Here is a 22,189-nt window from a genome sequence, read left to right on the forward strand (position 1 = left end):
AGTTAAGCTTCGTCACGCCGATGGTACTGCGCAAGTGGGAGAGTAGGTAGTCGCCGTCTTGAAGGTCCTGCAGCACCGTTGCTGCGGGACCTTTTTTTATGCCCCTATCCCGGGGCTCCGACGGCAGTTCATGTTACGAAGGAAGTGGGAGTGAAGATTTCCCTCTGCCCCGGCGGAATCCCGGAAGAAAGAGTTCCTTCTGCTGCGAGGATTTAAAGCGTGATGATGTCGTTTGATTATACCGTTTTGAAGTAGGCTGTAAAAGGTTATGAAGCTGGTATAACGTACATAAGTGTAAATAGTAAGGAATCATCTGCATTAATCTGATAAGTGTTTTAAAGAGGTTTATAGAAGAAGGTAGATGTGTGTATTTGTTTTTCCGTAGAATTTCTTGTACTTTTGTTTTAAACCTGATTTCTTATGGATACGATTGTTATCAATGAATTGTTTTCTGCAATATTCAATGTATTGTATTTTGGCATCATATTGGCAACAATATTTATTGTCATTTTAGATAACCGTAATCCGGTGAAAACAATGGCCTGGATTTTAGTGCTCTTTTTTCTTCCTATAATAGGGCTCGTTTTTTATTTCTTCTTTGGACAAAATACCCGAAAAGAACGACTAATCAGTCGAAAAGGATACTCACGCCTTAATAAGCGTCCGATAGCTGAATATGAAGCTCAGGAACATTTGAGAGAACAAGCAAGTACAAGTCGCCTGATGTCTTTTTTTACCCGCGTAAATAGCGCGTGGGTTTTCGAAGGAAATACTGTAGATATTTATACAGATGGTTACTCAATGTTACAGGCACTGATGCACGATATCAGTTTGGCGAAGCATCACATTCATTTGCAGTTTTATATATTCGAAGATGATGCAGTCGGTCGTTTACTTCGTGATTTACTAATAGATAAAGCACGTCAGGGAGTAAAAATTCGTTTGTTGTACGACGATGTAGGATGTTGGAGAGTCGATCCTATGTTTTATGATCAGATGATGTGTGAAGGCATTGAAGTACAAAGTTTCCTGAAAGTTCGTTTTCCTCGCTTTACAAGTAAAGTCAACTATCGTAATCATCGTAAAATTGCTATTATTGATGGTCGAGTAGGATTTATTGGCGGAATGAATATTGCGGAACGGTATATAAAAGGAGTATCCTGGGGAATATGGAGAGATACTCATGTGCGTATAGAAGGGAAGGCTGTATACGGACTTCAGAGTTCATTCTTGACTGATTGGTATGTGGTAGAACGTACATTGTTGACCTCTGCCGAATATTATCCCAAATTATCTGCTTATGGATCTACTATAGCTCAGGTTGTGACATCCGATCCTGTGGGTGAGTGGCACGATTTGATGCAAGGCCTGATGAAAGCTGTTTGCAGTGCCAAACATTATTTTTACGTAGAAACTCCTTATTTCCTTCCTACTGAAGAAGTCATGACGGCTTTTCAGATTGCTGCTTTAGGAGGAGTTGATGTGCGTATTATCTTGCCGAAGCGTGCAGATACGTTTCTTACTCATATGGGTTCGTTGTCATATTTAGATGAATTGATGAAAGCTGGTGTAAAGATATATTTGTATCGCAAAGGCTTTTTACATTCCAAATTATGGGTATCCGACGATGAGTTTGCATCAGTTGGATCGACTAACATGGATTTTCGAAGTTTTGAGCACAATTTCGAAGCGAATGTCTTTTTTTATGACAGAGAAACCATAAGGCGACTGAAGAATATCTTTTTGGCTGACCAGAAATTTAGCTTACTGCTATCTCGCAAAATCTGGGCACAGCGTTCATGGAAGAATAAAGTAATGGAGTCGGTTGTACGATTACTTGCCCCGTTACTGTAGGCATTGAAATAAAAAATATCCCTTGTAGTATCAGATAATGTTGGGTTACTACAAGGGATAATTATTATATAATACTCAGGTTTTGAAGATTTGTTTATCGGAAAAAGGAAAAATTCACACTTCCATAATGTCTATGTTCGATAAAGTGTGGATTACTTTCGAAATTTTGGTCTTTTCCGTGCTCTAAAACGAAGATTCCATCAGACTTAAGTAGATTATACTCAAAAATTTTATCGGGGATTGTAGCCAATTCTTTTAGTGCATACGGAGGATCGGCAAAAATGAAGTCGAACTGCTCGTTACACCGTTCCATATATCTGAATACATCTCCTCGTAGAGGAAGGCACTTGTCTGTTTTCACTTCGTTCATTACTTTACAGATAAAGGCGTGATGCTGGGGATCTTTTTCTACGGAAATGACACGTTCGCATCCGCGTGAAACCAGTTCAATGCTGATGCTTCCTGTTCCGGCAAAAAGATCCAGTGCCGTGATGCCTTCAAAATCGATGTAGTTGGTCAGTACATTGAAGAGATTTTCTTTTGCAAAATCTGTTGTTGGTCGTGCTTTGAATGTATGAGGAACATCAAAGCGGCGACGTTTATAGATACCACTGATTACTCGCATATAAGTAAAGATTGTATATCAAACGGAATATCTTCGATACGGGCCGTGTGCGACGTATTGAAGTCCGCTTGTGGATTAATAATAAATATTCGCCGAAGATATTGTTTCAACTGTTCAGACAGCTGTTGTCGATAAACTATGTTATCTCCTGTGAGGTGCAGTTCATCGTGTTCCTGGTCGTATGTCAGTTGTTTCCAGATATTCAGCAAGTAGTATGCACAGTCGCCTGCATTATTTACGGCATACGAGTTGACGAGCTGTAGTCTGCCTTTGTCGAGAGCTAAGACATCCATGCTATTGGCATGTATATTGGCATACAGTTTATTATTGTTACCTAACTTGCTTCGACTCGTAAGATATTCAATTTGCGGACTGATAGTAGAGAAAAAACGAGCATTGGGGAATTGCTCTGCAAGAAACAGATGAGTCAGTTTGTCTATGGAAAATAACACAACAACATTGCTCTTTCCCAATACATTGCATAAGACGATTTCGTTATTCTGTTTCCGGAAGTTCTGGTAGTAGATGGTTTCCATCTGTTCATCTTCGAATAGCTCGAGAGGTACAGACGTGTAGCGGACTGTATGGATAAGAATATTTATCTGTCGGTAAGTATATTTCAGTTCATCCGTTTGTGCAAGAAAGGCTTTCACATTGGCAGCCATCGACTGTTGTGTGTTTACGGAATAAGTCCGAAAATAAAAGTCACATTCTTCCAGAGGATTGTAGACAGAAAAAGAAAATCCATCCGTACTAAGACGGATGGATAATGTATATTGGTTCGATTTTGTAAAATCAATATTTCCGTTGGTCATAAATAAATTATTCCCAGTTACCAGCGTTGTTGTTAGGCTGTTCGATATCACCAACTTTCAAACCACAGTATTTACCAAGTTTTTCCTGAGTATCTTTCAAGTTGATCAATTGTTGTCTGTCTAAGTCATTCAAATATACATCGTAGCTAACCTGAGCCTGGAACAAGTTCAGAGGAGCACCCGATTTAGTAGTATCTTTACGGATAGCCATTTCGAATTTAGCTCCGTTTCCGTAAGGAACGAATGCCAATGAATCAGGGTTGAATCCTTTTTCGAAGATAGTATCCATAACAGCTACCCACATAGTATCACGACGGAAGTTCTGCAAACCTGCTTTTTCTACTTCACTCCAGTTACCGGTCTTCTTAGCCTTGTTAATCAGTTCCATTGCTTTCTTTTCAGTCATACCGTTGTTCAGCTGATCATCTGTCAAAGCACCTACTTTCATGATGAACGGCAGTTTGGCTGTTTTTACGAAGTTGATCAAAGTATCGAAGCTTGCAGTGTACGCACCAGCGTGTACTGAACGATATTCCTGCTGAGCTTTACGAATATCAATTAAGCGTGCGATGATAGCATCTTCGCGGACTTTTTTCTCTTTGTCAAAGTTGATAGGACCCATAATACTACCGTAGCAAATGTATACCAAAACAATAGCGCAGGCAGCTAACACAAGATTAATAACTGTTTTCATGATAATATTTGTTTTTTTAGTTTATATTCGTAGCGCAAAAATAAAATAAATAACTTGAACCACGTCAAAGTTATCTGAACTTTTTATTAGATATTTATGTTAAATAATGATTTATCGCAGCAAATTAAACGAAATTTTTTCTATAAACCAACAGGTGAGCAAGAAATTACTATCGAATCTTTTGTAAATTTTTTGTTTTCCCCGAAAACCGATGCTGTTTTTCTTTTGAAGGGCTATGCAGGAACAGGTAAAACTACTTTAATCAGTGCGTTGGTCAAGACGCTCGACCAGTTGAAACAGAAGTGCGTACTACTTGCTCCGACCGGACGTGCGGCAAAAGTCTTTTCGCATTATGCAGGACATCCTGCTTATACCATTCATCGTAAGATCTATCGTCAGCGAACATTTTCCAACGAGTTGGATAATTTTGTAATGAATGCGAACTTGCACCAGCATACATTGTTCATCGTCGACGAAGCCTCGATGATAGCTAATGAAGGGTTGTCAGGGGGAATGTTTGGTACCGGACGTCTGTTGGATGACTTGATTCAGTATGTGTATGCCGGACAAGGTTGTCGGCTGATGCTGATAGGTGATACGGCACAGTTACCTCCTGTAGGAGAGGAGGAAAGTCCTGCTCTGTCGGCTTCCATGCTGGAAGGGTACGGGCTGGAGGTTACAGAACATTGTCTGACACAGGTCGTTCGTCAGGAACAGGATTCCGGCATTTTGTATAATGCAACTTCCCTCAGACGATATATTGCTGAAGAAGATTTCTTTTCGTTGCCACAGATAAAGGTAAACGGTTTTCCTGATATTCGGATTATTTCAGGAAGTGAATTGATAGATACCATCAATGAATGTTATGACAAGGCAGGCATGGATGAAACGATGATTATTTGCCGTTCAAACAAGCGTGCTAACCTATATAATAAAGGCATCCGCAATACCATATTATATAGAGAGGATGAACTGAATACCGGCGACCTGCTGATGGTTGCCAAAAACAATTATTATTGGGGGACAGATTGCAAGGAGCTGGATTTCATAGCTAATGGAGATATTGCAGTAGTACGTCGGGTACGTCGTACGCACGAAATGTATGGTTTCCGTTTTGCCGATGTCACCTTATGCTTCCCCGATTACAACGATCTGGAACTCGATGTAAAGATTTTGCTGGATACCTTGCATTCGGATGCTCCTGCTCTTACACGAGAGGAAAGTGAGAGATTGTTTCAGGCTGTACAAGAAGACTACAGTGACATTACCGTAAAACGTGAACGGATGAAAAAGATAAAGGAGGATTCATGGTATAATGCGCTTCAGGTGAAATACGCCTATGCCGTAACATGCCATAAGGCACAGGGTGGCCAGTGGCAGCGTGTGTTCGTCGATCAGGGATATATGACGGAGGAGATGCTTACCCCCGATTATTACCGCTGGCTGTATACTGCCTTTACCCGTGCTACTGAAACGCTTTATCTGGTGAACTGGCCCGAGGAGCAAACCGAAAAGTAATAAAATTTGGTAATATTGGAATCTTTTGTAGATAACCTTGTTGGGGGACTGTTCTACATGTTGTTTTTATTATCTTTTTGAAACCATGTAGTCTGAAAGGAAATGTACAGATGACTTGTAGTAGATATGATGTTATATCAAGCCGTAACTTAATTAAATTTATATCGTGTGGTTAGAAATAAAGGTTATATCTTTGTTCATTGTTTAATTGATAATCAAAAAATGCATATGAAAACTCTCTTTTGTCTGTTATTCTTTTTGGGTATGATACCTTTAGCAGCTATAGCGGAAAATGAAGAAATAGAAAGACTATTATTAAAACTCGATTCTCTTATAGCCCAAAAAGAAATAATTGAAAAAGAAAAAGAATTGCGAATATCTCAACTTCGGCTACAAAAAACGACTGTTTCTTCTTTGGAGGAGGAATATTGGTTGGATAAAAAGTTCTATGACGAGTATTATGCTTATGATGCTGATTCTGCTTTATACTACATCAATTGTAATTTACAGATTGCTAAAAAAGAGGGTTGGAAAGAACGTGTTTTGAATTGGAAGATAAAAAAAGCTCATTTATTGACGGCTACGGGACTTTTGAAAGAAGCCACAGATGAATTAAGAACTATACCAGAAGGCAGTTTATCGTCTGTTTTAAAAGTAAAATATTATGGTGAGATGATTTATTTGTATTCTCATTTAGGACAATATATTGGAGAAAATGTAGACAGTCAGCAAGAATATTATAATAAGGAAGCGCTTTATAAAGATTCTATCTGTCTGATAATAACTCCTGAACATCCTCTTTACCTTTGGTATATGGGAGGGGGAGTTAGAGGAACTGATAAAGCATTGGAAGTGAAGAATAAATTGCTTAAGGAGGTAACACAATCGAAATTGAATACCTATCGTGATGCTTTGAATTCGTATGTCTTGGCTCATTTATATTTGGATAATGGAGATAACGTTTCGTATATGAAATATATTATTTATTCGGCCATGGCAGATATACGTACGGCAAATCGGGATATAGCTTCGTTGGAAGAGCTAACAAAGGATTTGTTTGCAAAGGGAGATATCGATCGTGCTTATACCTATGGTAACTATTGTCTGCAAATGGGACAAGCATATCATAATCGTATTCGTGTAGCAGATATTTTATCTATACTTGATGAGATTCATAAGGCATATCAGAAGCGTAATTTGGAGCAACAGGTTCGTCTTTCCAATTATTTGATAATGGTAAGTATTCTTTCGGTCATCTTATTTATTTCTGTTTTGTATATATATAGGCAAATGAGGCATTTGTCAGAGTCCAGACAAAAATTAAACGACGCGAATAGTTCGTTGAATAAACATATTAACCAACTATCTGAAACCCACCATAAGATGGAAGAAATGAATAAACAGCTACAATTATTGAATGAGGAACAGGCTGTTATGAATGATCAACTTCGTGAATCGAATTATATTGCAGAAGAATATATAGCTTATGCATTCTCTATTTGTTCTACTTACATAAGTAAGCTTGATGAGTTCCGTAAAACGATTAATCGTAAAATGAAAACAGGACAATCGGAGGAGGTCAAGCAAATCACAGAAGCATCTATCGTGAAAAAGGAGTTGAAGGAATTCTACCATAGTTTCGATAGTGTATTTCTTCGGATATATCCTGATTTTGTATGTGATTTTAATAATCTATTGCGTCCAGAAGAACAGATTGTAATGAAAGAAGGAGAACTGTTGAATACAGATCTCCGAATTTACGCTTTAGTGCGTTTAGGAATCAATGATAGTGTGAAAATAGCAGAATTTCTTCATTATTCCCCTCAGACAGTATATAACAATCGTTTGAAAATGCGTAGTCGAGCTAGGGTTCCTAAAGAAGAATTTGTAGAGTATGTAAAGTCATTGGGGAAGGTACAGCATTCATGATACGCAATAGCGTAAGGTTATAATTACTGGGGCGGTGATATTGTCTTTTTGATGGTATTACCGCTTGTCGTTTGTGTCAATATACATGAAAGAGATTATGTTGTAGAGCTGATTCTTTTTAACAATTATTGATTTTGATACTCTAATAACTTCCTTTAATAGAGGAAATACTTTACTTGTTTTTCACCGTTTTTCTGATTAAGTATTTTATAAATAGAGATTTATAATTTTTTGCACCTTACTGTTTTTCCTTACTTGCATATACAAGTATTTTAACTGATTTATACATTTGTCATGAAAAACATCTAATTATTTTAACCCTTAAATTAAAAACAATATGAAAAACAAATTAACCCAAGCGCGAAGTTTTAGGTTCTTTTCTGTATGTTGCTTGTTATTGTTCTTTTCTATTGCATTAATGGCACAGAATTTAACAGTAAAAGGAATTGTAAAAGATCAGACAGGTGAAGCGATTATTGGTGCAAGTGTTTTGGTAAAAGGAACTACTTTAGGTACCATTACAGATTTTGATGGTAATTTTACATTAATGGATGTTCCTGAAAGTTCACTTATAGAAGTTTCCTTTGTTGGTTATTTGACTCAAGAGATAAAGGCTTCTTCTTCTCTGCTTAATATTATTTTAAAGGAAGACAATAAAACATTGGATGAGGTGATTGTTGTTGGTTATGGAGTGCAGAAGAAGAGTGTAGTGACCGCGTCAATTGCTAAAGTCGGTTCTGATGAACTGGCTCAAACTTCTCCTACTCGTGTAGATAATGCATTAAAAGGTTTGGCAGCAGGTGTTCAGGTTACAACACAGAACGGACAGCCGGGGGCAAGTTCGGTTGTACGTATTCGTGGCGTCGGAACTATAAACAATTCAGATCCACTTTATATTGTAGATGGTATGCCGATAGGAGGTGGAATTGATAATATTAATCTTCCATAGAAGTTTTGAAGGATGCTGCTTCAGCAGCTGTTTATGGAGCACGTGCTGCCAATGGTGTTGTCCTTGTAACGACTAAAAAGGGAGCCGAAGGAAAGGTAAAGGTAAATTATGATTTCTCATTTGGATGGCAGAGTGCGTGGAAGCACCGTGATATGCTGAATGCATCTCAATATGCTACCTTGATGAATGAAGCTGCTACTTATAACGGTACAACTCCCAAATTTGAAAATCCTGCTACTTTGGGAGCAGGAACAGATTGGCAGAATGCTCTGTTTAACGATGGTGCACCCGTACAGAATCATCAGTTAAGCATTAGCGGAGCTTCCGAGAAGATTAATTATTATTTTTCTATGGGATATTATAACCAGGAAGGTATTGTCGGAGGTAATTATGATCATTCTAATTATGAACGTTTATCTTTCCGCAGTAATACCCAGTATAAACTTTTTGATCAATCTAAAGAACGTAATTGGTTGAAAAGTATGACTGTCGGAATGAATATCAGTTATTCTCGTATAAATAGTCGGGGTATAGATGCAGGTAATTTGACCGGTTCTGCTTTAGGAGATGCATTGTTTATGGATCCAACCATGTCTGTTTATGCTGATAGTGAAGATGATTTAAAAGAAATAGCTGGGAGTAACTATGATCCGGATAAAAATGGAAGCTTTATCTATGATAAGTTGTCCGGTAAATTACTGAATCTTCCCAGTCCCGATTTCAATGAGTTGGCAAATCCTTTGGCACGTTTGTCTTTGCCGGTAGATAAAAATAATTCGGATAAAATTATTGCTAATTTAACAGCCGAGATCGGCATTTGGGATAACCTGAAATATAAATTCTCGTGGGGGGCAGATTTGGCTTTTTGGGGAACAGATGGCTATAAGTATCCTTATTATTTGAATAAGAATGCCAAGAATACGGAATCGGAAGTTTGGTCTTCCATGAATCGTGGATATACCTGGCAGATTGAAAACGTATTGACTTACGATAAGACAATAGGCGATCATTCGTTTGCTATTGTATTGGGACAATCTGCAGAGCGCTATACAAGTCGTAATGTCGGCGGCTCTGCATATGATATGATAGCTTATTTGGAAGATAAGGCCAATATTGATTTTACAACAGGTCTGGCATCAGACGGCAGGCAGACCATATATGGTGGTGCCGGCGATCCTAATTCACTGGCTTCTTACTTTGGACGTTTAAGCTATAACTTTGCAGAGCGTTATATGTTCCAGTTTACATTGCGTCGTGATGGTTCTTCCAGATTTGGACAGAATAATAAATGGGGAACCTTCCCTTCTGTTTCTTTAGGATGGAATCTTACCAATGAACCGTGGCTCCAGAAACGTCCCGACTGGTGGACAAATACAAAGCTTCGTTTGTCTTGGGGTAAAAATGGTAATGAGAATATAGGTAATTTCCGTTATACAGCTAATGTGGCTTTAAACAATAATTATGTTTTTGGCGGATTGGGCAATGGGCAAAAACTGATTATGGGATCTAAACCTTCTGGAACTCCTAATCCTGATTTGAAATGGGAAGAGTCTGAACAATATGACGCAGGCTTGGATTTCGGGTTCTTCAACAATGCTCTTACTTTTACTGTAGATTATTTCTATAAAAAGACTAACGGGATGCTGAAAGAGATGGCGGTACCTTCTTATCTGGGAGAATCAAAGCCTTGGGGTAATGTCGGTTCAATGAAGAATGAAGGTGTTGAGTTCGAATTGGGATATAAGTTGCATAAGAATGATTGGAATTTCGGGATTTCGGCCAATTTAAGTTACCTGAAGAACGAATTAATCGATTTAGGTAATGCCGATGGATTTGAAACAATGGATAATGTACATCAGATTGGAAATATTTCTCGTGCAGAAAATGGACAGCCCTATCCTTATTTCTGGGGTTACAAGACTGCCGGAATTTTCCAGAATGAAGCCGAAATAAATGCCTATGCGAAGAATGGACAAAAGATACAGCCTAACGCTGTGCCGGGAGATGTACGTTTTGTAGATTTAAATAATGATGGCGTTATCGACGAAAAGGATAAGACGAATATTGGTAAAGGTACACCCGATTGGACATTTGGTTTCAACTTTAATCTTTCGTATAAGAATGTTGATTTCAGTATGCTGATTTCAGGACAATGGGGAAATGAAATTGCAGATGTAACCCGTCGTTTGGACTGTCAGTGGGTAAATCTTCCGGCAGAGTTTATGGACCGCTGGCATGGAGAAGGCACATCAAACACAATGCCTCGTTTCTGCTGGACAGGTGATGATGCAAACAACAACTGGGGTAATTTTTCCGATCTCTATATCAAAAATGGTTCTTTTGCACGTATAAAGAATATTCAGATTGGTTATACATTGCCCGCCAGCTTGACACATAAGTTCTTCGTACAAAGATTGCGCTTGTATGTAGCAGCCGAAAATTTGTTGACTCTTACAGGGTATAAAGGTTTCGATCCGGAATTGAATAATGATAAATCAAACGGTATTGACCGCGGATATTACCCTCAGGCTCGTACATTTACAGTTGGTTTAAATCTTAATTTTTAAATTGCTAAATATTGATTGAATATGAGAAAGTCTAAATTATATATAGCTGCTGCCGCTGCTTTACTGTTTAATCTTACATCTTGTAGCGATAGCTTTTTGACAGAAGAACCTTCCAGCTCTGTTGTTATCGATGGTTATTATGATACTTATGCACATATACTGGAGTCGGCTGTTGCTGCTTACGATCCCATGCACTGGTACGATTATTTTTCCGGATGGGCTCCTTTGAATTTGGTTTGGGACTCTATGGGAGATGATATTTATGTAGGAGGAAGTTCTACTACCGACCAGATGCAGATACATTTGATATCCCAGTATCGTTCGGATCCTACCAACAATATCAGTGGCGCCTGGACGGGAAGCTATTCGGGGGTAAACCGTTCCATTCGTCTGATTGATAATGCTACCAATTCGAGCTTGATTACCGATGAACAGCGTAACTTGTTTATTGCGGAAGGACATGCTCTTCGTGCATGGTATTATTTGGTTCTGTGGAAAACGTGGGGAAACGTTCCTTACTATGAAGAAAACTTGAAGGAACCTTATTTGGCACGCCAGTACAAGGCTGACGAACTGTATGATGCTGTAGTGACTGACCTGGAAAATATGCTCGACAGTAAAGTGCTTCCTATGAACCAGCCGGCAGAGTGGAAGGGCCGTATGACACAGGCTGCTGCTGCCATGATATATGCAGATTATGTAATGTATCAGGGAGACAAGACCAGATATGGCAAGGCATTGCAGTATATGAAGGATATAATTGAATCTCATGAATATGACTTGGTATCGGCTGAAGAACTTTGGGATGTGACCAACGAATGGAATAAGGAGATAATCTTTGATGTGAACTATATTGCCAAAGGTAGTGAGCGTACCTGGGGAAGTGCTAATGCACCTGGGGGTACTGTACTTCCTGCAATGATAGGTGTAGATGGATTTTCTTCTAATGAAGAATCTCCGGAGTTCAGTAGTGGATGGGGATTTGGAACTGTTTCTAAAGAGGTATACGATGCATACGATGAAGGAGATGTACGCCGTGATCTAAGTATCTTGAATATGGATAAATATATAAAGGACAAGGCAGCCGAAGGATATACCGTGACTTACGGAGGGCGTTATCAGAATACCGGCTATTTCCTGCGTAAGTATTTGCCTCGTCCGGGTGGCAATGAAGGTGCGCTGGGCGATGCCGACTTGGCTTGGGATTACAACTTGCACCTGTACCGCTATGCTGAAACCTTGCTTAATGCAGCAGAACTGGCCTTGGAAACTGGTGACGTTCCGACTGCTCAAGGATATTATGACTTAGTTCGCGACCGTGCTAAAGTAAGTCACAAAACAGTTTCCATAGATAACCTGATTGATGAACGTCGTCTGGAATTTGTTGGTGAAGGAAAACGCTATTTTGATTTGGTTCGTTCCGGAAAGGCTGCTACTGTACTGAAAGCCGGAGGTGGTGTCGTTTTGCAGGATAAGGAAAAACTTGTATGGGGTGGTCAGGCTATTCCTGAACGTACAACTTGGAACGAAAATAAAAAATACATCCAGATTCCACAAAGTGAAATCGAAGCGACCGCTTCTAAGGGTGAAGAATTTGCAATCGTACAGAATCCTAAATAACTGATGAGTTAGTATAAAGGCACTTCGTTTGTTGAAAATTACTTTTGATGAATGAAGTGCCTTTAATGAAACCAGACGAAATCAAGTGAATCGTCATAGGGTAGTATCTACATTATGGAAGAAAAACGTTGAAGGTTATGATTAAACAGAATATTATATCACTGCTATTGGCTGGATTATTGTTTGCCTGCCAACAGCCGGCAACAAATACAGATGAGCAGTTGGATGAACAACAGTTTATAAAAATATCGGGAACTTGTCTTATAGAGCCCAATGGAGATACCTTATATATTAAAGGTACAAATCTGGGCAACTGGCTGAATCCCGAAGGCTATATGTTTGGCTTTACAAAAACTAATTCAGCCAGAATGATAAACGATATGTTTTGTCAGCTGGTTGGTCCGGATTTTACGGCTGATTTCTGGAAACAGTTTAAAGACAATTATATTACCCGTCAGGATATTGAGTTTATTGCCTCTTCCGGTGCAAATACCATCCGGCTTCCGTTTCATTATAAATTGTTTACCGATGAGGATTATATGGGGCTTTCTGTCAGTCAGGATGGCTTCGCCCGTATAGATAGTGTCGTAAATTGGTGTCGTGACAATAAGCTATATCTCATTCTGGACATGCACGATGCCCCCGGAGGACAAACAGGCGATAATATAGACGATAGTTATGGTTACCCGTGGCTGTTTGAGAGTGAACGGAGCCAGCAGTTGTTCTGTGATATATGGAAGAAGATAGCCGGACGTTATCAGAATGAACCGGTCATATTGGGGTATGAGTTAATAAATGAGCCTATAGCTCATTATTTTGACAACAGGGATGAACTGAACAGCAAGCTCGAAGCATTGCATAAACGGGCGGTAAAGGCTATACGTGAGGTAGACAACAATCATATAATATTGCTGGGAGGAGCACAATGGAACAGTAATTTCAAACCGTTCAGCGATGCCAGATATGATGATAAACTGATGTATACTTGTCACCGTTATGGAGGTGAACCTACAAAAGAAGCTATTCAGGATTTTATTCATTTTCGCGATAGCGTAAACCTGCCTATGTATATGGGGGAAATTGGTCACAACACGGACGAGTGGCAAGCCGCTTTCTGTAAGGTCATGACCGACAACAATATTGGCTATACGTTTTGGCCTTATAAGAAAAAAGACGACTCGTGTATGATGGGCATTAAGATGCCTGAGAACTGGGACAAGATAATTGCCTTTTCTGAAACGTTGCGTGATACCTATCAGCATATAAGAGAGGCACGTCCGGATCAGGACATGGTGAGAAAGGCAATGAATGATTTTATAAAGAGTTGCAGATTTGAGAATTGTGTTCCGCAAAAAGATTATATAACTTCAATAGGATTGACCTGCCATGAAAATTAAAGGTATACTTCGGTTTATTTGTCTGATTTTCCTGCTTTTACCTTCTGGCCTGAAGGTCATGCAAGCTCAGCCTGTAAGTATCTTTTCGTTGAATAATAGTCTGATCGACTACAACAATCAGCCGGAGATATTTAATGAAATGGTCAAAAGTATGGGGAAGGAGGCGCGATGGCATGCACGGACCCAGTTAGGACGTACCTTGTTGTATCATTATAATGATGAAATTTCTCGGCAACTTGTATTGTCTGGTCACTGGAATTATATTATTTTGCAGGAGCAGAGTGCATTACCCAGGTTATGTCCTGAAATCTTGATGGAGAGTGTTAAGTTATGGAAGCTGGCTTTACTCAATGCATATCCGGAAAAACAGCCTGTTATAGTCCTTCCCATGAACTGGGCATATAGCAGCGACTGGTCCCGGTTTAAGGAATCTTCGGAGGAACTGGTACGCAGCTATTTGAATGTTTGTCGGGAAATCCCTGGTGTTGTGGTGTGTCCTGTAGGAATGGCATATAAGATTTTATTTGAAACACAGGGAGAAAAGGGATGTGCTGCTTTATATACCGACAATCGGCATCCTTCACTTAAAGCCTCTTATCTGGCTGCGTGTATGGAGTATGCTGTTATATTTGAAGAAAGTCCTTCTGTGATAACTTATGTACCCGATGGCTTATCTGTAAAGGAGGCGCAAGATATGCGTTTACTGGCAGATGAGGCTTTGAATAAATGGTATGGTGAACTGAAGTCATCGCGTTAGTATAGTTGAAAATTTATAACTGAAAATATGATGAAAAACGAATTTATGAAAAAAATGGCGCTGGCATGTGTTGCCGGACTTGCTTTATTCTCTGTGCAAGCACAGCAACTGCCCGTTTATCTTGATGGTAATCAACCTATAGAATCACGTGTGGAGGATGCTCTCTCACGTATGACTCTGCAAGAAAAAATAGCTATGATCCATGCTCAGTCTAAATTCAGCAGTCCGGGAGTACCCCGTTTGGGCATTCCGGAAGTCTGGTGTACGGATGGCCCTCATGGTATCCGTCCCGAAGTGCTGTGGGATGAATGGGATCAGGCTGGATGGACCAACGACTCTTGTGTGGCTTTCCCTGCCTTGACTTGTCTGGCGGCAACGTGGAATCCGGACATGGCGCTGCTTTATGGCAAAAGCATCGGTGAAGAGGCCCGCTATCGTAATAAGTCTATCTTGCTGGGACCGGGTGTGAACATCTATCGTACGCCGCTGAACGGACGTAACTTCGAGTATATGGGCGAAGATCCTTATCTGTCGAGTAAGATGGTGGTACCTTATGTACGTGGGGTCCAGAGCAATGGAGTAGCTGCTTGCGTAAAACATTTTGCATTGAACAACAACGAAATAAATCGTCATACATCGAATGTTATAATCGATGACCGTGCGCTTTACGAGATTTATCTTCCTGCCTTTAAGGCGGCTGTTCAGGAAGGACATGCGTGGAGCATCATGGGATCTTATAATTTGTACAAGAACCAGCATTGCTGTCACAATGAATATTTGCTGAACGATATCCTGAAAGGCGAATGGGGATTCGACGGTGTTGTGGTGAGCGACTGGGGTGGAGCTCATGATACCGATGAGGCAATCTCCAACGGGCTTGATCTGGAGTTTGGCAGTTGGACGAACGGACTTTCCAATGGCACCAGCAATGCTTACGACAATTATTATCTTGCATATCCTTATCTCCAGCGTATCAAATCGGGTAAGGTAGGTACTGCCGAACTGGATGACAAGGTTCGCCGGGTACTTCGTCTTATTTTCCGTACGACAATGGACCGTAATCGTCCGTTCGGTTCTATCGGTAGTCCGGAACATTTTGATACTTCCCGCCACATTGCGGAAGAGGGTATCGTACTGCTCCAGAACCGTAACAATGTGCTTCCGCTCGACTTGAATAAGGTGAAGAAGGTAGCTGTGATTGGTGAGAATGCCATCAAGATGATGACTGTAGGAGGTGGAAGTTCTTCACTGAAAGTAAAATACGAAATTTCTCCTCTCGACGGACTCCGTCATCGTCTTGCCGGTCAGGCTGAAGTGGTATACGCCCGTGGTTATGTAGGAGATGCCAGTGGTGAATACAATGGAGTCGTGACAGGTCAGGATCTCTCCGACAATCGTTCTGCCGAGGAGCTACTGGCAGAAGCTGTCGAGGTAGCTCGTTCTTGCGATTATGTCATCTTCTTTGGAGGCTTGAACAAGAGTGCGGGTCAGGACTGTGAGGATTCCGACCGTCAGTCTTTAGGTCTTCCTTACGGACAGGATAAGGTGATTGAAGCTCTTGCGAAGGCTAATAAGAATCTGGTTGTGGTCAATATCTCAGGAAATGCGGTAGCCATGCCGTGGGTTGATGAGGTTCCGGGTATCATTCAGGGATGGTTCCTTGGCAGCGAAGCAGGCAATGCATTGGCAGCCGTTATTGTAGGCGATGTAAATCCGTCGGGCCGTCTGCCGTTTACTTTCCCCACTTCTCTGGAGAATGTAGGCTGTCATCGTTTGGACGCTTATCCCGGTGTGAAACGTGCTTCTGAGAATATTTGGAATATCGCTTACAAGGAAGGTATTTTCGTCGGTTACCGTTGGAGCGACAAGGAAAAGCTCCAGCCGCTGTTCCCGTTTGGACATGGACTGAGCTACACCAGTTTTTCATATGGTAAGGCTACCTTAGATCGTAACGAACTGTCCGCGTCGGATAGTATCCATGTAACCGTTCTGGTAACAAATACAGGTTCTGTGGCAGGTGCTGAAGTGGTTCAGCTGTATGTACGCGATGTCAAGAGTTCTGTAGCTCGTCCGGTAAAAGAGCTGAAAGGTTTCCGTAAGATTCAGCTGGCTCCGGGTGAAACGAAATTGGTTACTTTCACCATCGATAAGTCCAGCCTGAGTTATTTCGACGATAAGCAGCATGCATGGGTTGCCGAGCCGGGTAAATTCGAAGCTCTTGTAGCTGCTTCGGCTACCGATATCAAGTCGAAGGTGGCTTTTCAGTTGAAATAAGTTTCAGGTAGTTCATCGTTTGTCAAAAGAAAAATGTCTGTATTACAATGCTCTTTCTGAAAATGATGGACGATAGCGAAAAAAATTGAAAGGGAACTCTGTCAAACTCTATGTGAAATCCATATAGAATCTTATGCAGAGATAGTTTTTTAAATTAAATTTGTGATGTCAAAAATTAAAATATATTATTATGAATATTACTAGGAAACTACTGCCTTCTAGAATGCTGATTATATACTCCATAATTATATCAGCAATTGTTGGTTATGCTATTTATTATGCGTTCACGGAAGGAAATACTTTAATAAGAATTGTTGTCATAATAGCGACATTATTGATTGTGTTGCCAGTTTTGAGGATGCCAGTAAGTATAAATGAAGACAATGATACTATACGAATTAAACTAATTGTAGGAGAGATAGTTTTTCTTAAAAAAGAGCATACTATTACTCATATAAAAACGAAGAGTTTGTTCTCTGTTCGTCTGTTTGCTACATCTGTCTTTTTATATTGGGGCTATTTTTGGACAAAATCTATTGGTACCTTCTATGCGCTATGCGTTGATAACACCAATTTGATTATGTTAACTAATAAAAATGATGGTTCTAAAATCGTCATTGATTCTCCCTTTGTATAGTTAATGTACCGATTGATAATGTTAGTTTCTGAATATCATATTCATTCAATCTAATCGGAAATTAATGTAAAAACAATGAGGCTGTCTTTCAAACCTATGAGTTGCAGCCTCATTGTTTTTAGGTTCTTCTTAAATATTTCAGTACCATTCTATCTTTATATGAATACAATTATAGACCGTTAATCCATGAAGCAATGTCTTTCAATACTTCTTCCGAAATGGTTTCTTCAATGTTATAGTAGTCAAAAGCTGTTTCTGGAGTGCAGTTCTGAAACAAATGATTGAGGTTAGGATATTCCTTTATAAGGTTTTTGCTGTTCTTGCCAGACAGAATTTCCTTTATAACTTTTAGATTGCTTTTGGATATTACCTGTACATCATTGCTTCCATTGATAGCCATTACAGGTATTGAAATCTTCTCTATATCATATTGGGGATCATAATTAACGAAATATTCCAGCCATGGGTTCTTGGGTTGGAAGGTCATATCTCTACGGATGGATTCTACGTTATAATTGGCAGGAATACCTTTAAGTTTCAATATTGCATTCTGTTGTTCGGCTAATAATGAATCGCCCTTTATTCCGGGTCCAGCCATGCTTACTATAAAGTCGGCCTTATTTTCTGCTCCCAACATGAAAGCTATCATTCCACCTTCACTGTGTCCCAGAATACCTATCTTGTCAAATTTGCCGTTTTTTTTCAACCACAGCAGTCCGTATTCTGCATCTTCGGCAAAATCTTCCGATGTACAGTCCTTTCTGGCACCGCCAACTGATTTTCCTGTACCTCTGTCGTCATACCTCAAAGAAGCTATACCGTTTCTTGCCAGATAGTCGGCAATGACGAGGAAAGGTTTGTGCCCGAATATTTCCTCATCCCTGTTCTGCGCACCGCTGCCGGTAACCATAATGACTACAGGCACTTTTCTGTTCTCTTTATATCCTATAGGATATGTCAATGTACCTGATAAGTTGGCATTTGCTTTTTCATTTACAAAAGTGACTTCTTCAGTTTTGTAGCTGTATGGCTTTTGTGGTTCTTGCGGCCTGTTAAGTTTTTCCTGTTCGCCGGATTCCAGTTCCAGAGGAAATGACATCCCATATTGATTGAATGTTCCTGATATTTTATTTCCGGTAAGTTTACCGTTATATACCATTTTGATTGCATCAACCTGAAGGCTGACTGAATCTTCTGTCAATGATTTTATATCTACTGGTATACCCATGGCTCCTTGTGCTGGGACATCCATCTTGCATGTTGTTTCATTACCGTCTCCTCGTGTAAAATGAAATACTATTTCGAGCTTCTGGTTTCCTGCATTTAGTTTTCCCTTCCATGTACCGCCTATTTTCTGTGCAAATGATGTTGATACTGTTATTATAACCAGTATCAATGAAACAAGTCTTTTCATTGTCATATTTTTTATAGTTATAATTCTGTATTTACTTTTATTTTCCTGAATGTTTTCTGTTCGTCACGCACCCGGAAAAGTTCCCGGTGTGCTTTTTCCTTATACTTCCGAAGAACTTTGATTTCGTTACGAGATATAAATCATATAAGGCTATCAAGGCTTAATTGTAATTATACAAATGTAAATATTTAAATTGACTTACCGTTGCATTTATGAAAAAATTCACTATTACCAATACTTTATCAAATATTACTTCATGGGGATTATATCATCGAGGTTGGTGGGGTAAAGAAGACATATTCAGCATAGATGAATCAGTTTAGTCCAGATAGAAAAGACTGTGCGCAAAGAATAGATATAGACTTGACCTGCGTGAAGATGACTGCCATCAACATGCTGAAGAACTCCGTTCCCAGTGAAATTGCCTGGATGAATACACTCACACTGGAGCATTGGCGTAGGTATCAGCTCAATCTTGTGCGTGTGGCCAATGTCTGGCTGCCTACATTCACGGTTCTTGAAGCTGGACATACGAATCTCGTTCTCCGAGTACAAGAGGCGTTGAAAAACCGGAAGGCCATGAGTGCCGGAGAATTACAACTCGGTTTTCCCTTCTTTTTTGACGAGGAGTGCAGGCGTTTCGTAACAGTCTCCTCCTACATAGAGCCTTTCCTCCGTTCCGCTGCTGTTGCAATGGGCTTCATAGTTCCCTCCGAGGTAATACCTTGTGTATACCGTCTTTCCCTCTTCGGCCATTCTCATCCGTACCCTGTCGAACTGAGCATTGTAGGTGAATTCTGCCCTTCCGTTTTCTTCCTCTATCCATGCGGGTCTGTTTGCGGCAGTATATCCCACCTGCAGTCCACTGTGTATGCAGGCTTCTTTTTCCGGTGTGTTTCCTGTAGTGGCATAGGGTCGGTTGGGGTTGGCATATACCATTTCTCCTGCATCCCCTTTGCGTATGATGTTTCCTTCGGGTGCTTCTTCCCTGACACTTTCCACCTTTCCGTATGCATCATAAGTGTAGTAGGTGGTAGGTACTGATTGCTTAACCGATATAGATTGTCTCTATAAAAACATTTCAACACCTTAATCGTAAGGTATCGAAATGGCTTATTAAATAAAGATGATTTTAGATTTATCTGGACTCAGTTTCCATCACCTTTTTCAATTTTTCTGCAAATTCTAGATAATCTTGTAATGCGTTTCTTGCTCCACGGGTAAAATGGGAGTTTTCATCCTCTTTCATCCAACCGGATAAATCAGTCTCAAAATCTTGAATATAATAATTCAATCTCCATAAAGCGAGGTCTTTTCGCCCTTCCAAATAATATGCAATCGGCAATGCTTTATGAGATATTGATTCTCTAATTTTTCTATTTTCCATTTCTGAAATAAAATTTTTTTCTATCAGAAATATAGTCTATATATGATATTCCTATTTCCATAATGGATTCTATCATATTGTTTACTATGGGGGTAATGTCATCTCCTTTAGCAAATTCCCAATCTATTCTATCCATCATATTCATTAATGCATTTGAATAAGTCGAATATTTATAATTGGGGAAAGGCCAATGCAAATCAAAATACTTTCTCCGTAAATTAAATTCATCTTTATATAAAACTCCAATGTGTGGTGTTATTGATTTTATTGGATGATATTAGCTGGTCTGAAATTCAATCTGTTGTAATACATTATCATCTTTTTCTCTAAAAAATCTCCACTACGTTTAATGGATCCATATTTATTAAGGCGTTCCGTTACTATATGGATTATTTGTTTTTGTAACTCTTTCATTTTTTACACGTATTAAATGTTCAAATTTAGAAATAATTTCTATATATAACAACATAATTACCAGTATACGGCTGACCAATATTAAAATAAGTTATGCTTTTTGCATTATTACCAATAGGAATAAAAGGTGGAGTTTGCTTTTGCATTATAGGAATATTGATTTTTGGGTTAGGAGTCATTCTTGCTGTAGGTCCATTCTTTACTTCAAACAAATGCAGAATTCTGTCTTTTTCTCCAACAAAATCAAAACGGTTCCGTATTCCATTCAATTCTACTGTAACTTTTTTTTGAAATACTAACCCTCCTTCATCTTGAAATTCAGCGATAGCCCTATTGACTCGTTCCTGACCTTTTTGGTATGGAGTAAGCCGTTGTGCTTGCCACTCCGGTCTATGCAGCCGGTTCTGGAACTGTCATATATGCCGGACGAAAAGGAGGTTATGGACGATGCATTATAATACAGCACAAGTTCGGATAACCTGCTTTACGGTAGCATTTGTCTATGTAGCGGATGGACAATATGCGTGAACGCAAAAACTTCAGGAAAAGATTACATTAAGACAAAAAAATGCGACATAATAATATGACGCACCTTTCTAAAAATCTTTTATTTATTTTCTACAAACACAGGCTTAAAAGTACGTGTAGAAGCAATTGGAGTTGTATTATATGGTGCTTTCGGATAAAGAGTTACCGTAATTTACATATATATCATTCTTATCAGTCCATCAAATATCATCTCTTTGTACCCAGGTAGATAAATAAGGACGTGCTTCAGTTGGAGTCATTTCAACAATACCGCTTTCCAGGTTCTGGATAACAATTCTGTCAAATAATGTACTTGAAGAAAGAACATATAAACTATCTTGTTTAGAATAAAACTCGTAAGACGGAAGTGATACCTTCAGGAAAGAGGAAGTTTTGAATTGGAAACTTGATTGTTTTTAACTGCAAGCAAATGAGCTGTGCCATGACTTAATAAAGTTTGGTGCAGCTCATTTTATGTCTGCTGGTTACTGTTTGTCGTTTTTTAAGGAGTTGAAACGATTGGATGTACTTCTATTTCTTTTGTCTTTGGGAATGGGTAAACTTCAGATTAGCGTTCATGTCACCGAATATGGAACCTTGTTTTTGTGGATAATTATGCAAAGTGCCTTTAGGTCAATAAAAAAACCGGCTAAACTTACTGTTTAAGCCGGGTTTTGTCGTTAATGTCTTGAAAGATGTGCGCAGATTTGACAGATTATCGAACTTTTATTAATGACCTTAAAAAGATAACTTGCTTCTTGGATTGGTACAATGATAGAAAAGTATAATATCTTTGAGAGTTAATTAACC

At 39.4% G+C, this 22,189-nt stretch carries 16 protein-coding genes and 1 pseudogene; 10 read left to right on the top strand and 7 right to left on the bottom strand.

The genetic code is table 11. The features are described 5' to 3' along the window. Positions 1-420 precede the first annotated feature (420 nt). Complete coding sequence (gene cls / locus ACZM60_RS11220; RefSeq protein WP_489521550.1) at positions 421-1,854, top strand: cardiolipin synthase; 1,434 nt, start codon at positions 421-423, stop codon at positions 1,852-1,854. Positions 1,855-1,948: 94 nt separating this feature from the next. Here cls and ACZM60_RS11225 read toward each other — a convergent pair whose 3' ends face one another. Genes ACZM60_RS11225 through ACZM60_RS11235 form a run of 3 tightly spaced genes read right to left on the bottom strand, consistent with a single transcriptional unit; the run spans position 1,949 to position 3,988 of the window. Continuing rightward, complete coding sequence (locus ACZM60_RS11225; protein WP_418585944.1) at positions 1,949-2,479, bottom strand: RsmD family RNA methyltransferase; 531 nt, start codon at positions 2,477-2,479, stop codon at positions 1,949-1,951. Then, positions 2,470-3,294 (bottom strand): DUF3822 family protein, encoded by an 825-nt coding sequence (locus ACZM60_RS11230; RefSeq protein ID WP_489521551.1) that lies wholly within the window; start codon positions 3,292-3,294, stop codon positions 2,470-2,472. Before ACZM60_RS11230 ends, ACZM60_RS11225 begins: the two co-directional genes overlap by 10 nt. A 7-nt stretch (positions 3,295-3,301) precedes the next feature. Continuing rightward, entirely contained in the window at positions 3,302-3,988 is a 687-nt protein-coding gene (locus tag ACZM60_RS11235) for a hypothetical protein (protein ID WP_340319868.1), read from the bottom strand. Positions 3,989-4,084: 96 nt separating this feature from the next. On the opposite strand from ACZM60_RS11235, the gene ACZM60_RS11240 reads away from it, so the two are divergent. The 8 genes and pseudogenes from ACZM60_RS11240 (at position 4,085) to ACZM60_RS11275 (ending at position 17,636) form a co-directional block, all read left to right on the top strand. Next, on the top strand, positions 4,085-5,506 hold the full coding sequence (locus tag ACZM60_RS11240) for an ATP-dependent DNA helicase (protein ID WP_489521552.1): 1,422 nt from the start codon (positions 4,085-4,087) through the stop codon (positions 5,504-5,506). A 168-nt stretch (positions 5,507-5,674) separates the two neighbouring features. Next, the gene (gene susR, locus ACZM60_RS11245) at positions 5,675-7,435 is read left to right on the top strand and encodes a SusR family glycan utilization regulator (RefSeq protein ID WP_489521553.1); all 1,761 of its coding nucleotides are present in this window, start codon (positions 5,675-5,677) and stop codon (positions 7,433-7,435) included. 337 nt (positions 7,436-7,772) lie between these two features. Next, a pseudogene (locus tag ACZM60_RS11250) lies at positions 7,773-10,951 on the top strand (SusC/RagA family TonB-linked outer membrane protein). 21 nt (positions 10,952-10,972) lie between these two features. Then, complete coding sequence (locus ACZM60_RS11255; RefSeq protein ID WP_489521554.1) at positions 10,973-12,571, top strand: RagB/SusD family nutrient uptake outer membrane protein; 1,599 nt, start codon at positions 10,973-10,975, stop codon at positions 12,569-12,571. A gap of 137 nt (positions 12,572-12,708) precedes the next feature. Then, positions 12,709-13,968 (top strand): glycoside hydrolase family 5 protein, encoded by a 1,260-nt coding sequence (locus ACZM60_RS11260; RefSeq protein ID WP_489521555.1) that lies wholly within the window; start codon positions 12,709-12,711, stop codon positions 13,966-13,968. Then, positions 13,958-14,725: a hypothetical protein gene (locus ACZM60_RS11265; protein ID WP_489521556.1), complete on the top strand. Its 768-nt coding sequence runs from the start codon at positions 13,958-13,960 to the stop codon at positions 14,723-14,725. The genes ACZM60_RS11260 and ACZM60_RS11265 overlap by 11 nt, the downstream gene beginning before the upstream one ends. A 54-nt stretch (positions 14,726-14,779) precedes the next feature. Next, the gene (locus tag ACZM60_RS11270; RefSeq protein WP_489521561.1) at positions 14,780-16,999 is read left to right on the top strand and encodes a glycoside hydrolase family 3 C-terminal domain-containing protein; all 2,220 of its coding nucleotides are present in this window, start codon (positions 14,780-14,782) and stop codon (positions 16,997-16,999) included. A 190-nt stretch (positions 17,000-17,189) separates the two neighbouring features. Beyond that, a complete protein-coding gene (locus tag ACZM60_RS11275) occupies positions 17,190-17,636 on the top strand; it encodes a hypothetical protein (RefSeq protein ID WP_021970385.1) in 447 nt (148 codons plus the stop codon). Positions 17,637-17,805: 169 nt separating this feature from the next. Here ACZM60_RS11275 and ACZM60_RS11280 read toward each other — a convergent pair whose 3' ends face one another. The 4 genes from ACZM60_RS11280 to ACZM60_RS11295 all read right to left on the bottom strand — a co-directional run bounded on the left by ACZM60_RS11280 (position 17,806) and on the right by ACZM60_RS11295 (position 21,120). Next, positions 17,806-19,050, bottom strand: a complete 1,245-nt coding sequence (locus tag ACZM60_RS11280; protein ID WP_489521557.1) for an alpha/beta hydrolase family protein — start codon at positions 19,048-19,050, stop codon at positions 17,806-17,808. Positions 19,051-19,644: 594 nt separating this feature from the next. Next, positions 19,645-20,052, bottom strand: coding sequence for a hypothetical protein (locus tag ACZM60_RS11285; protein ID WP_489521558.1), 408 nt, complete (start codon positions 20,050-20,052; stop codon positions 19,645-19,647). Between the two features lie 136 nt (positions 20,053-20,188). Beyond that, complete coding sequence (locus tag ACZM60_RS11290; protein ID WP_489521559.1) at positions 20,189-20,437, bottom strand: hypothetical protein; 249 nt, start codon at positions 20,435-20,437, stop codon at positions 20,189-20,191. A gap of 440 nt (positions 20,438-20,877) precedes the next feature. Then, positions 20,878-21,120 (bottom strand): hypothetical protein, encoded by a 243-nt coding sequence (locus ACZM60_RS11295; RefSeq protein WP_489521560.1) that lies wholly within the window; start codon positions 21,118-21,120, stop codon positions 20,878-20,880. A 104-nt stretch (positions 21,121-21,224) separates the two neighbouring features. On the opposite strand from ACZM60_RS11295, the gene ACZM60_RS11300 reads away from it, so the two are divergent. Further along, positions 21,225-21,329, top strand: coding sequence for a M23 family metallopeptidase (locus ACZM60_RS11300; RefSeq protein WP_418830523.1), 105 nt, complete (start codon positions 21,225-21,227; stop codon positions 21,327-21,329). The last annotated feature ends 860 nt before the right edge of the window (positions 21,330-22,189 follow it).

The sequence above is a fragment of the Phocaeicola sp. genome (assembly GCF_057861905.1).